Source organism: Thalassolituus sp., from assembly GCF_984348125.1.
This window is the reverse complement of sequence record NZ_CFHJLR010000025.1, coordinates 1-13,051: the sequence shown is the minus strand read 5'-3', so window position 1 is coordinate 13,051 and position 13,051 is coordinate 1. Positions and strand designations below refer to the sequence as shown.

General features: G+C 52.2%; 14 protein-coding genes. 12 read left to right on the top strand and 2 right to left on the bottom strand.

Features of this window, described 5'->3' with window-relative positions; translation table 11 throughout:
• The first annotated feature begins 49 nt into the window (after positions 1–49).
• The 11 genes from AC5E51_RS14410 to gorA all read left to right on the top strand — a co-directional run bounded on the left by AC5E51_RS14410 (position 50) and on the right by gorA (position 10,379).
• On the top strand, positions 50–1,330 hold the full coding sequence (locus tag AC5E51_RS14410) for a UDP-glucose dehydrogenase family protein (protein WP_491778752.1): 1,281 nt from the start codon (positions 50–52) through the stop codon (positions 1,328–1,330).
• An 8-nt stretch (positions 1,331–1,338) separates the two neighbouring features.
• Positions 1,339–2,862 carry a type II secretion system ATPase GspE gene (gspE, locus tag AC5E51_RS14405; protein WP_297533552.1) on the top strand — a complete coding sequence of 508 codons (1,524 nt, stop codon included), beginning with the start codon at positions 1,339–1,341 and terminating at the stop codon, positions 2,860–2,862.
• Positions 2,863–2,865: 3 nt separating this feature from the next.
• Positions 2,866–4,083: a type II secretion system inner membrane protein GspF gene (gspF, locus tag AC5E51_RS14400; protein WP_297533553.1), complete on the top strand. Its 1,218-nt coding sequence runs from the start codon at positions 2,866–2,868 to the stop codon at positions 4,081–4,083.
• 10 nt (positions 4,084–4,093) lie between these two features.
• Positions 4,094–4,537, top strand: coding sequence for a type II secretion system major pseudopilin GspG (gene gspG / locus AC5E51_RS14395; protein WP_068438701.1), 444 nt, complete (start codon positions 4,094–4,096; stop codon positions 4,535–4,537).
• A 5-nt stretch (positions 4,538–4,542) separates the two neighbouring features.
• The gene (gene gspH / locus AC5E51_RS14390; RefSeq protein ID WP_068438698.1) at positions 4,543–5,112 is read left to right on the top strand and encodes a type II secretion system minor pseudopilin GspH; all 570 of its coding nucleotides are present in this window, start codon (positions 4,543–4,545) and stop codon (positions 5,110–5,112) included.
• Entirely contained in the window at positions 5,105–5,491 is a 387-nt protein-coding gene (gene gspI, locus AC5E51_RS14385; protein WP_297533554.1) for a type II secretion system minor pseudopilin GspI, read from the top strand. Before gspH ends, gspI begins: the two co-directional genes overlap by 8 nt.
• On the top strand, positions 5,491–6,195 hold the full coding sequence (gene gspJ / locus AC5E51_RS14380) for a type II secretion system minor pseudopilin GspJ (RefSeq protein ID WP_297533555.1): 705 nt from the start codon (positions 5,491–5,493) through the stop codon (positions 6,193–6,195). The genes gspI and gspJ overlap by 1 nt, the downstream gene beginning before the upstream one ends.
• Positions 6,188–7,177, top strand: a complete 990-nt coding sequence (gene gspK, locus AC5E51_RS14375) for a type II secretion system minor pseudopilin GspK (protein WP_297533556.1) — start codon at positions 6,188–6,190, stop codon at positions 7,175–7,177. The genes gspJ and gspK overlap by 8 nt, the downstream gene beginning before the upstream one ends.
• A 22-nt stretch (positions 7,178–7,199) precedes the next feature.
• Positions 7,200–8,384, top strand: a complete 1,185-nt coding sequence (gspL, locus tag AC5E51_RS14370; RefSeq protein ID WP_297533558.1) for a type II secretion system protein GspL — start codon at positions 7,200–7,202, stop codon at positions 8,382–8,384.
• Positions 8,381–8,899, top strand: a complete 519-nt coding sequence (locus AC5E51_RS14365; RefSeq protein ID WP_297533560.1) for a type II secretion system protein M — start codon at positions 8,381–8,383, stop codon at positions 8,897–8,899. The genes gspL and AC5E51_RS14365 overlap by 4 nt, the downstream gene beginning before the upstream one ends.
• Positions 8,900–9,020: 121 nt before the next feature.
• Positions 9,021–10,379 carry a glutathione-disulfide reductase gene (gorA, locus tag AC5E51_RS14360; RefSeq protein WP_491778751.1) on the top strand — a complete coding sequence of 453 codons (1,359 nt, stop codon included), beginning with the start codon at positions 9,021–9,023 and terminating at the stop codon, positions 10,377–10,379.
• A gap of 126 nt (positions 10,380–10,505) precedes the next feature.
• Here the strand turns inward: gorA and AC5E51_RS14355 are convergent, their stop codons facing one another.
• Positions 10,506–11,765 (bottom strand): DNA-binding protein, encoded by a 1,260-nt coding sequence (locus tag AC5E51_RS14355; RefSeq protein WP_245820078.1) that lies wholly within the window; start codon positions 11,763–11,765, stop codon positions 10,506–10,508.
• Here AC5E51_RS14355 and AC5E51_RS14350 point away from each other — a divergent pair.
• Positions 11,760–12,788, top strand: coding sequence for a site-specific integrase (locus tag AC5E51_RS14350; protein ID WP_035458165.1), 1,029 nt, complete (start codon positions 11,760–11,762; stop codon positions 12,786–12,788). The genes AC5E51_RS14355 and AC5E51_RS14350 overlap by 6 nt on opposite strands.
• 12 nt (positions 12,789–12,800) lie before the next feature.
• Here the strand turns inward: AC5E51_RS14350 and AC5E51_RS14345 are convergent.
• Positions 12,801–13,051, bottom strand: a 251-nt coding sequence (locus AC5E51_RS14345; RefSeq protein WP_303955721.1) for a YnfA family protein, incomplete at its 5' end; no start/stop codon positions are given.

Sequence of the window (13,051 nt, the reverse complement as noted above, 5' to 3'; positions counted from 1 at the left end):
CTCGGAGAGAGTTGGTCGTGTTTTACTGGCAATTACATAGGATGTCCCTTTGAAAGTCACCGTTGCTGGCTCCGGTTACGAGTCATTTGTCATTAGCGCCTGTCTCGCTGAAATGGGCAATATCATCACCCATTATTCTCAGACTCCCCCGACTAACGTTCACGACCTGAGTTTCCATGAGCCGGGCTTGCCGGCCATGCTCGAAAGTAACGTTTCTGCTCGACGACTTTCGTTCTCAGATGACATCTCCCTCGCAAGTGACTGTGATCTATGCATCCTTGCTTTGGGGCACGCCGACACTGTTGACGTACAGGCATTAGACTTTGCTACTGAGTTTGGGGCTGCACTTAACAGCGAAACGATTCTGGTAAATTCAAGCCCGACGTCGCTGGGAGTAACAGAGAAAATGCTCGAAGCCGTTCAGTCTTCAGGAAACACGGTGAACATCGTCTGCTATCCCGTCTTTCTGAAAGAAGGTGAGGGGGTCGAAGATTTCATGAGGCCTGACCGTATCGTTCTTGGTACTGAGAGCTACGAAGCTCGATCTGTCATGGTGTCGCTCCTGAGACCGTTCAGTCGTCAAAAGGATCGGGTTATACCCATGAGTATCCGTGATGCGGAACTGACCCGCCTTGCGGCCAGTGCGATGCTGGCGACCAGGATTTCATTGATGAACGAAATTGCTGCGATCGCTGAGTCATTTGGGGCTGATATTGAGGCTGTTCGCAGTGGTATAGGGGCAGATTCACGGATCGGCTATTCTTACCTGTATCCTGGTGTAGGCTACGGCGGGGTTTGCCTTCCCGGTGATATTAACGAGCTTATCAATGAAGCGACCGGCAAAGACATACAACCCGTTTTGCTTAATGCCGTACTGCAGCGGAACAGCATGCAGCAGGAGTGGGCCGCATCTGCCCTGAGAGACTGCCTCGGCGATCTGCGCGGTAAACAGATTGCTGTCTGGGGGCTGGCATTCCGTCCGGAAACCGCAGATGTGTCCGGATCGGCTGCCATTGTATTGATTCGTCAACTGCTTGATGCTGGCGCGACTGTCGCGGCGTATGATCCCATGGCAATGGAGGCCGCGAATAAGGTTCTCGGAGAGCAAGCTGGCGTGACCTTCTGCAGCCACCAATACGATGCGCTGACGGATTCCGATGCGCTGGTACTGATGACAGAGTGGAAACCGTTCCGCCAACCAGATTTCAATGCGATCGGAAAGCTTCTGAAACAACCGGTTATTATTGATGGCCGCAATCAATATGATTCTGCCGCACTGAAACAAGCTGGCTTTACTTACCGCGGCGTTGGCCGTGGTAACAGAGAATAATTAGAGACATGACTGCAGTACCAGAAGAAACACAACCGGAACAGAGTCAGGCTGTATCAGGCGGTAGCCTGGCAGTGCGCCTGCCTTTCAGTTTTGCAAAACGTTATGGCGTTCTGGTCGACGCCAGCAGCGATACATTGCACGTACTTCACAAGGAGGGGTTGAACCCCCAAGCGTTAATGGAAGTTCAGCGACATCTGGGCCGTCCTTACAACCTTGAAGCAATTCCAGACGACGAATTCGATCGTAGACTAGGGCTTGCTTATCAGAGCGACTCCTCCGAAGCGATGGAGATGGTTGAAGGCCTCGGTGATGATATGGACCTCGCCAGCCTTGCAGACTCGGTCCCTGAAACGGAAGATCTGCTTGAGCAGGAAGGCGACGCGCCGATCAAGCGCCTGATTAATGCTTTGCTTACTGAAGCCGTCAAAGAAAGCGCCTCAGATATTCACGTCGAAACCTACGAAAAACGCCTTGTTGTGCGCTTCCGTGTGGATGGCGTATTACGTGAGGTGGTTCAACCGAAGAGAGCACTGGCCGCCTTGCTCGTCTCCCGGATCAAAGTCATGGCAAAACTCGATATTGCCGAGAAGCGTGTCCCTCAGGACGGTCGGATCGCGCTTCGCATTGGCGGACGGGAAGTCGATGTTCGTGTTTCTACCATGCCTTCAAGTCATGGCGAACGTGTAGTTATGCGTCTGTTGGATAAGCAGGCAGGACGACTGAGTCTTGGTCAGCTTGGCATGTCGTCCCGTGATCTTCAGACGATGCGTAACATCATCAGCAAGCCTCACGGCATTATTCTGGTGACTGGCCCCACGGGCTCGGGTAAGACCACGACGCTGTACGGAGCACTCAGCGACCTTAACGATACCAGTCGCAACATCCTGACTGTAGAAGATCCGGTAGAGTACAGTCTTCCGGGTATTGGACAGACTCAGGTAAACCTGAAGGCCGATATGACCTTTGCGAAGGGGCTGCGTGCGATACTGCGCCAGGACCCTGATGTCGTAATGATTGGTGAAATACGTGACCTGGAAACCGTTGAGATTGCCATTCAGGCTTCTCTTACCGGTCACCTTGTATTGTCGACGCTACACACAAACACCGCTGTAGGCGCCATCACCCGACTACAGGACATGGGCGTGGAACCTTTCCTGCTGTCATCTTCTGTAATCGGCGTTATTGCTCAGCGCCTCGTTCGTGTTCTGTGTGACGACTGCAAAGTACCTGCAGTAGCGGATAGTGCAGAGTGTGAACTGCTCGGTATACCGGAATCCGAAGCCCCCGTTATTTATCACGCAAAGGGCTGCGACAAGTGCAATCAACTCGGTTATCGCGGTCGTCAGGGGATCTACGAGATCATTGAAGTGGATGAAGGTATGAAGACCCGAATTCACGACCAGGTCGGCGAGCAGGAGCTCGAAGCCCATGCTCGACGCCTTGGGCCAAGCATTCGCCAGGATGGCATACGCAAAGTTCTGGGTGGTCACACCACAATTGAAGAACTTCTGCGGGTAGCAAAAGGTTAATGCATGGCAGCGTTTGAATATCAGGCTCTGGACGTTAAGGGTCGCCAGAAGAAGGGCGTTCTGGAGGGCGATAGTGCGCGCCAGATTCGCCAGCAGTTGCGCGAAAAGGGGTGGATGCCGCTCGAGGTGTCACCCACAACAGAGAAGCAGGCCAGTACGGGCTTCAGCCTGTTTAATCGAGGGCCCTCGTTATCCGTTTCGGATCGTGCGTTGCTTACCCGACAGTTGGCCACCCTTATTGGCGCAGGCTTGCCGATTGATGAGTCACTGAAAGCGCTTGCCGATCAGACCGAACGCCAGAAAACCAAAGCCATGGTATTGGCCATTCGCGCAAAGGTTCTGGAAGGCTACACACTTGCGAAGGCACTTGAGGAGTATCCTCGTGCTTTTCCTCTGCTGTTCCGTTCAACGGTCAGTGCCGGTGAGCATTCAGGCAATCTTGCGCCCGTATTGATTCGTCTTGCAGATTATTCCGAGCGCTCACATGAGTCTGCCCAGAACATCCGCAATGCGGCGATCTATCCAGTGCTGCTTACGTTCGTAGCCACCGCATTGGTTATTGGCCTGCTTACCTATGTCGTTCCCGATATTGTCGAAGTCTTTGTGAAGAACGGGCAGGAACTACCCGGTCTGACGCAAGCCATGCTGGACGCCAGTTATTTTCTCAGCAACTACGGCATCTATCTCGCTGCGGCTATGGTGCTGGCATTAGTTACGTTTGCACAGCTGATGCGACAAGAGAATTTCAGAAGCAAAGTACATCACCTCATTCTGAAAACCCCCCTCATCGGGCGATTTGTGCGTGATGTAAACACCGCGCGTTTCGGCAGTACTCTCGCCATTCTTACCAGCAGTGGTTTGCCTCTTGTTGAAGCCATGCGGATAGCCAGTGACGTCGTGCTGAATCTCCCTATTAACCGCTCACTGAGTGAGGCGACGGTTCGCGTTAGCGAAGGGGGGAGCTTGCATAAGTCGCTTCAGGAAACACGATACTTTTCACCCATCATGCTGCACATGATTGCCAGCGGCGAAAGCAGTGGTGAACTGGACAGCATGCTGGCCCGTACCGCAGAACAGCAGGAAAAGGCCCTGGAGAGCACAGTCTCAGGACTGGTATCGATCTTTGAACCTATCATGCTTTTATTTATGGGTGGTGTCGTGGCGCTCATTGTTGCTGCGATCATGTTACCGATTCTCGAATTACAACAAATGGTGCAATAGGAGTTAATTCATGCGTCAGTCTCTAGCTAAGAAACAAAAACAAGGCGGCTTCACCCTGATTGAGGTGATGGTCGTAATCGCCATCATCGGCGGCATCCTCGCCATGGTTGCCACCAACATTATCGGCTCGGCTGATCAGGCTCGTGTGGATACCACCAAGAACCAGATTAAGCTCATTGAAGGTGCGCTGGATATGTACAAGCTACATAACTTCCGTTACCCAACCACAGAGCAGGGTCTTGAAGCACTTGTGCAGAAACCGTCCTCATCGCCAGAACCAAAGAATTACCAGAATGGCGGCTACCTGAAAGGTGGCAAAATGCCTGTCGATGCGTGGGATAACGAATTCCTGTACTTCGAAGACAAAGGCAAGTACGAAATCATTTCATTGGGTTCGGATCAGGCTGAAGGCGGCGAAGGCGATGCTGCAGACATCAGCAATCTGGATATCTGATTGGCATGAGGCAGCGCGGTTTTACACTGGTTGAGGTTATGGTGGTGCTGGTCATTGTTGGCCTGCTCCTTTCCATGGTGAACCTTAATTTCAGTGACCGCGCTGCTCAGCAGGAAACCGAACAGTTTGCCCAGAAGCTGGATGTTGCTTTCAACAGATACAGAGAAGAAGCTGTCTTTCAGAATCTGGATCTCGGTGTTGCCTGGGTTCCTGGCGAGTTCAATTTGGTGGGGTTTTACGATCTCCGACTGAAGAGTGTTGCCGAAGGCCTGACCGAAGAAGAACTATCACGACTCTCAGAAAATCCATGGGCTCCCATTGATGCCGCTCTGGCTCAATCCATGAGCATTCCTGAAACAGTAGAGATCCGCATTCTGGTTAACGATGAGGAACTTGATCCGCCAGAAGAGCCCGATGAGAACGGAGCAATTCCTGCTCTGATCTTTCTGTCTTCAGACGAATACATTCCTTTCGTTGTTGAGCTCACGCACCCTGATGATGAAAGTTTTGTAATACGGCTCATCGGAGACGGGATCGGCCCCATCAGGCGCCGGATGGAGCGTCTGGATGTCTGATTTTCATCGTTCAGGGTCACGTCAATCCGGATTCACGCTGCTCGAAGTTATGGTCGCGGTCGCCATCTTCGCTGGTATTGCGATTACGATTTCCGATACAGCAAGCATGCGCGTAAACAACCTGTTGAGCATGCGAACCATGACACTGGCGTCTTTCGTTGCTGAAAACCGCCTGACCGATATACGCCTTGCGGGTGTGCCACCGCAAGCTGGGGAAACCAACGATATCGTCGAGATGGCAGGCCAGGAATGGCACCTTTTTACTGAAGTCACTAAGACTCAGTTCCCCGGACTGGTGCGCATTGATGTTGCGGTCGCACCAGAGATCAGTCCGGACAACCCCGTCATTACTCTGTCGACGATCATGGGGCCGAACTGATGAATTCCCGCGGTTTTACGCTCCTTGAGGTATTGGTTGCTGTCGCCATATCTGCAACCGTCGGCATTGCAGCTGTGCAGCTTCTCAGCAACATATCAGGTGTAAATAAAGCATCTATTGAGAAGGCCGATGATCTGGCTGCTCTTCAGCGACTGAACCAGGTAATGGGTCGCGATCTGGGCCAATACATCAATCGCTCAATACGCGACGAGTACGGAGACACTATCCCAGCACTCATGGTCGGTTCGGGTGATTACCCAATAGAGTTGACGATTGCAGGCTGGAGAAACAATCCGGTGACAGAAGACCCGAGAGCCACTCTGCAACGCATAGCCTATCGGAGCGAAGACATTTTTTCTGAGCCCTGCGAACCCGCACTGGAGAGAATTGCGTACGAGCAGGGCCTGGATCCGGATGATGCTGACGTTGAGGGCGAGTGTCTGGTTCGTTATTACTGGAAAGTCCTCGACCGCGGCGATGTGTCAGATCCACTGTCTCAAGTCGTTTACGACCTGATCGAAGACGTTCGGTTCGAAGCCGTTGTGGCGACACCGTCCACCACCGACATTCCAGAACTCAACTCCGTCGACTACTGGCCCCCGGTCACAGAGGTAGAAGACGCTCGCATCGCTGCGATCAAGGTATTCTACACGGCGCCCGGGTATGGAGAAATAATGCGACAGTGGCCGGTCAGTCATGAATAGTTATCCTACTCTGCGATCCGGTCAGGGCGGTATGGTACTGCTGATGGTGCTCCTTATATTCTCGGTTGTCGCCATCCTTGCGACCTCGATGATAGAGCGGCAGGCGATTGATATTGAACGCTCTCAGACTCTTTTTACCCAACAACAGGCGCGCCTGTACGCCCTGGGTGCAGAATCGGCAACGCGCACTGGCCTGTTTATGGACTGGGAGGCCGATAGCGGAATTGACCACGCAGCCGAAGAGTGGAACATTGAAAGGACGTTTCCGCTTGATCCGGGCGTGATCACCATCCGAATACAGGATGCGCAAGGGCGGTTTAACCTCAACAGTCTTCTGCCGGGGGGCAATGCCACTGTTTACGAACAGCGCTTCCGCAACCTGCTTAGCTTGCTGGGTCTCGAGGTAAGCATCGCCAGCGACTGGGCCAAGTGGCTGAATCAGGAAAGCAACGTCGACAGCAAGTACCTGTCGATGGACCCCGGCTACAGGCCCGCTTACCAGGCCTGTAGCCATAGCAGTGAGCTAATGCTTATTGAAGGCGTTGATCTGGATGTCTACGCCAAGCTTGAGCCCTATATAACGTGTTTGCCTGCAGCGGTTCAGCTCAACGTAAATACAGCGCCTGATTTTGTTCTTGCTGCACTGGACAGTCGCCTGACGTTAACTGATGCGGAACAGATCATTGCAGGGCGAGGCGGCGAAGGTTACCGGAGTGTTCAGGATTTTCTGGGGTCCGCTCCGGTCAGCAACCTCCGTACAGAGTCGCCAGCTGATGATGGAACAGGCAGGCAGGATGCGGTGACTCCGTTAGTTGAAACTGATTTCTCTGTCACTACAGAGTATTTTGAGATGTTCGCACGTATTGATCTTAACGGTCGCATAGGTACTGTAGAGGCCTTGATACGGCGAAATATAGCCGATGGTAAGATGGATACCATCAGAAGAGATTTTTCACGCCGGGCTGCACGCGAAGCCTGGTGATATGCACGCGTAAGAGTGACCGATGAATAGCAAAAATAACCGGGTTGAGTGGGCTGCAGATCAAGGTATCTGGCTAATCACAGAAACCGCAGGCAACCCACCACGTAACCTTGAAGACTGGGCGGAAGAGCAGGCGGAGATGAGCAGCGTCTCGCTGGTGCTTTCTGCGACCAACTATGCAACGCACTGGGTGTCATTACCTGGAGTCAAGGGGCGCCACCTGAATCGTGCACTGCCTTTCGCTCTTGAGGAAGTATTGATCAGAGACGTCAGCGACTACACCGTCGTGCCTGGTGGTAGCCTGGGTGGTAAGCATAAAGCCTATGTCGTGGAATCTGATCTGGTCGATCGATTGATCGAATTGCTGGCAATTCACCATTTGCGTTTAAGTGCTCTGCATCCTGAAACCGCAGGATATGCCGGAAGCCAGATCGTACGCTCAAAGTCAGGATGGATTGTCAGTCTCGAGGGTGTGTTCGAAGGCTGGGTTCCAGATGCTGCTCTGCCAGCCGTACTTGAGGGCGTCAGCGATAAAGTCCAGGGTGAAGAACTCACTATCAGCGCATCCTCTATGGATGAGGGCAATCTGCTCAAGACCACCATATCAAGCGGCTACCCAGATTCCTTTGACAGCATCTCTGTCAGCACATCCAAGCCAGAAACCAAAGAGAACGCGATATCTCTTCTTCAGGGTAAGGCAGCCAGCGCCGGACGTGAGAAGAAGCCTGCGCCATGGTGGACAGGCATTGCCAGCTTCGCAGCGATCTTCGCTGTATTCGCGTGTGGTTTTCTTATTGTCGACAACCACCGTACCGCTGAACAGATTGATATGGTTTCAAACAGCAGTCAGAAACTTTATAAGCAATGGTTCCCGGGAGAGTCCACTAGCAATTACGAATCGCGCTTCAGACGAAAATTACGCAGTGATGGTGACGCAACGGACAGTGCGGGCTTTGATAGTTTGATGGGTAATGTTGCAGCCGCATGGGCAGGCCTGGATCAGAGCAAAGGCAGCATATCCATTCAGAGCATTCGTTACTCTGAGCGGATTGGAGAGTTTTTAATCGATATAGATGCACAGCAGCAGTCTGACCTACAGGCATTTAAGGCGGCTATCGAGGCACGCGGGCTAACGGCTGAAATTTCGTCAGCGAAGGCAGACAAGGACATTGTCAAAGGACGCGTTAAGGTGGGAGGTGCCGCATGAAAGCACTCGACAAATTACGTTCATCATTCGAAAGCGACCCGCGGATTCAGCAGGCAAAGGACTGGTATCACACCCAAACACCTCGCGACCAGCTTATTGTTCGAGGCGTGGCGATCCTGTTTGCTCTTAGCCTGGCATTCCTGATTCTGGTGCTGCCCCTCATACAGCAGAATACTCAGCTCTCGACGACACTGAATGCCAAAATGAGTTTTTACAATACCATGGCTGATAATGCGGGGCGGTTTGCGCAGGGGCGAGGTGCCAGTGCAGCGGCTTCGAACACGCCACTTCTTGCCCTCGTAAGCCAGCAGGCTCGCAAAAGCGGTGTGACACTGACCCGATACGAGCAGGACGGGGATTCTCTACGTGTCTGGGTCGACGGTGCAGCTTTTGATGAGGCGATAACCTGGATGGAAGAACTCGGACGTCAGTTTGGCGTCAGAGCGACACAGGTCAACATTGATCGGATAGGCGATGCTGGCCGCGTAAATATTCGTGCAACCTTTTCTAAGTAGATGCTTCAGAACACAGCTGCCGTTCGGGCGTCTCGCTCTCAGTAGTTACTACTGAGAGGAACACACAGAATGAACCGCTCGAAGTAAGAGCAACCAAGGTATTTAAACAAGGGTACAAAACATGTCTGAACAATATGACCTGGTGGTTATTGGGGCGGGTTCTGGAGGCGTTCGGGCAAGCCGGATGGCTGCTGCAACAGGAGCAAAAGTCGCGGTCATTGAAGATATGTTCCTTGGCGGCACCTGCGTCAATGTCGGGTGTGTGCCTAAGAAGCTGTTTGTCTATGCGAGTCAATTCAAAGGGCATATTGAGCACGCGAGCGGCTTCGGTGTCGATGCCAGTTTCAACGGTTTTGACTGGTCGACACTAAAATCCAATAAAGATAATGAAGTCAATCGCTTAAACGGGATATATAAAAATATTCTTGAAGGCCCTGGCGTTGAAATTATTCGCGGGAGGGGTAGGGTTGCCGGTCCGGGAAAGGTCGAAGTTAACGGCAAAATACTCGAGACAAAGAGAATTCTGATCGCTACCGGCGGCTGGCCATTCAAACCGGAGATTCCGGGCGGCGATCTGGCCATGGATTCAAACGACGTCTTCGCCATGGACACGCTGCCAAAGCGCATTGTCGTTGTTGGGGGTGGCTATATCGCCGTCGAGTTCGCCGGTATTTTTAACGGCCTCGGCTGTGACACTCAGCTGCTGTATCGTGGTGACCAGATACTTCGGGGTTTTGACAATGAGGTCAGGCGCTTTGTCACACAGGAAGTCGCCAAGGCTGGCGTAAAAATCCGCACCCAGACGGATGTAGAAAGAATCGAAGAAGATGGTGATGAAAAAATCTGCCACCTCTCTGATGGCTCAATACTCCGTTGCGACCTGGTGATGATGGCAACTGGGCGCAAGGCAAAGACGTCAAATCTTGGCCTTGAGGAAGCCGGTGTTGAGCTTCGCAAGAACGGCAGCATCGTCGCCAATGAGCGATTTGAAACCAGCGTACCCGGCATCTTCGCCTTAGGAGATGTGATCGACACACCCGCTCTCACTCCGGTTGCTCTTGAACAGGGCATGATCTTTGTTGACCAGCAGTTCGGAGAAGGTAAACGCACTCTGAATTACGAGCTGATTCCTACGGCGGTATTCTGCCAGCCCAACATCGGTACTGTCGGCGTTTCTGAAGAGGAAGCAGGGGAGCGCTATCCTGGTGATATCGACGTTTACACGTCTGAGTTCCGGGCACTTAAGCATACCCTGAGCGGCTCGTCTGAGCGCACACTCATGAAGCTTGTCGTTAAACGTTCTGAAGACCGTATTCTCGGCGCCCACATGGTTGGCGATGAAGCAGGTGAAATCATACAGGGAATCGCGATTGCAATGCAGGCTGGCGCAACTAAATCTCAGTTTGACGCCACCCTGGGCATTCATCCAACCGGAGCGGAAGAGTTTGTAACGATGAGGTCTGTCACTAGAGAGCTTTGATCGTATCCGGGCTTGCGTTATCTCAAGCCGGGACATCCCAGTCCCGTCTGCTACAACGAAGCCCCCAACCCTTCAAGGGGTTCTGTGGAAGAACCGACAAATTTGACAAGTTTGGCTCTAACACGATCATAGCGAGCCCTGGAGTTGCTTAAACTGCCCCTGGATCATCGCCTTTTCCTGAAGTATTACCTTGTTCTCGTCAGTCAGAAATGCAATCTTGTCCTGGCAGGCTTTTAGTTCGGCTTTGGTGGTCTCCAATACTTGAGCTGACACAGCCAATTCCTTGCTCACATCTGCTTTTTGGGTGGTGATCACTGCCATGTTTTCCGCCATTTGTTCATTTTTATGCTGGGAATCCCGATACTTCGTCACGGCGTCTTCAAGCTCGCGCTTCAGACCCTGGATATCTTCTATCTTTCCGTTTAGCTCCCTGTTTAGCGTTGCATTGGCTTGTTCAAGTTTACCGGCGTTGCTTTGTAACTGTGCATTAGCATCAAATAACTCAGACGCTTTGGACTCGGCTTGGGTGAGCCGGTGTTGCAGATCACGAATCTGATCTTTTAATCCCTGAATAACAGTGCGAAACTGTTCGCGCTCCTGCTGACGGTCTTCCGCTGTGCGCTGCTGATAGTGTTCAAAGTGCTCTCGAATATCCTTGTTTTCCTGCTTGAGTTCAGCAACGCTTCCCTTCAGTTCAGTAGTCCTCGCAATCGCTTCGTCTCGTTGGGACTCGGCTTTAACCAGGCTGATACGCGCACCTTCCAGAAACTTTTTTTCCTCACCTTTTTCTTTGTTTTGCCGCTCAATCTGGCTTTCAAGATCTTGTTGTCGAGCAGTAAGCTGCGCGATTGTGTTTTTGGAATCGGTCAACTCTTTACGAAGCTCGTTATTGAAACCTTCAAATTCCTGACGGGCCTGCTCGATACGATGGTCGGCCATTTGTTGTACCCGCTCATACAGCGACTTTACCACTTCGATTAAGTCGTTCGGTAGCCCGCCGATATCGGCCGCCTCTCCGTTATCTGATCGCCAACGTTTGAGCAGTGGTGCGATGGTGCTTTTGCTGCCGGTTCCGAGGTGTTCACGCACCCGGTCTACAGTAGGTTCTTGGCGCTGACTTTTGATCGCTTCAGCGGCTTTGGCAACGTCGTGGTAAGTGACACCGGCACGGGCCATGTGGATTCCTCTCAGATTATTTAATAACGTATTATGTAACACGTAAAATAACATTATATTGATGTTTTTCAAATACGATTGAATTTCAAATTCTAACCAACGATAATGACCATTATCGTTGGTTATGATAATCAGGCATAATTTTTTCACTTGTAACGCCGGTACATAGCCGCCTTTTGAGCGACCGCGATAGGAATTCGATTCATGCACAGCAAACCACCCAAATTGACCACTGACTTATCATTACGTAATGAGCGATCATATCAGATTGCCCATCGGGAATCCGAAGCGCTGCGTCACTATCTCCAGGCAGCCACCTCTGACAACACGCGCAAAGCGTATCGCTCGGCCATTCGCCAATTCGAAAAATGGGGTGGCCGACTGCCTACCGACAGGGATACTGTCGTGCGCTATCTACTGATCAAAGCTGAATCTCTCAACCCTCGGACACTGGATCTCCACCTGACGGCCATCGGCCAATGGCACTACTACCAGGGAGTCGCTGATCCAGTAAAAGATCCTCTCGTGCGCAAAACGATGGAAGGCATCCGCCGCACTCACGGCCAACCCAAACGCAAAGCCAAGGCGCTGCGCCTGGAGCACATCGCACAGATGGTAAAGCATCTCCAGCAACTACCAGATAGCAAGAAGAAGTATCGGGATATCGCACTGGTGCTAACGGGCTTCTTCGGGGCGTTTCGTCGCAGCGAGTTGCTCGCAATACAAGTCACGGACCTGGTGTGGGAGCCTGAGGGCTTGATCATTCGGCTGCCCCGTTCCAAGACCGATCAGCAAGCTACTGGCTTAGTGCGAGCCCTGCCTTTTGCAGGGAATCCAACCTGTTGTCCAGCCAGAGCAATAAAGCAATGGATGGATACCGCTGATATAGCGATTGGTCCGCTGTTTCGGCCGGTCAATCGCTGGGATCAGGTTCAAGCCAGGCAATTGAATCCTGGGGCAATCAATGATGTGCTCAAAACCCTTGGTAAAGCCTGTCAGTTCGATTTTGTCCCCGAACTGAGCAGTCACAGTTTTCGTCGCGGCCTCTCTACCTCGGCGGCTCGGGAACGCGTGGACTATGAACTGATTAAAAAGCAAGGAGGTTGGAAAAGTGATGCTACCGTTTGGGAGTACATTGAGGAAGGACAGCAGTTCAACAATAACGCGTCAGTCATTCTGATGGAAAAAATGAGTTTGCTGCTGAACGCTGAATCTCCAAAAAAGGGAAAGTAAACAGGATCGAAATCATCTCGGTGCGAACATGATAATGCCCATCCCTACCAGAGTGACGGCCACGCCAACAAAATCCCATAGGTGCGGGCGAATCCCATCCACACCCCATAGCCACAGCATGGCTGTCGAAACATAGACGCCGCCATAGGCGGCATAAACCCGGCCCGCGGTGGTTGGATGAAGAGACAGTAGCCAGGCAAACAGCGCCAGGCTGAACGCTGCCGGCAGCAAAACCCATGCGGATGCCGACTTCTTCAGCCAGA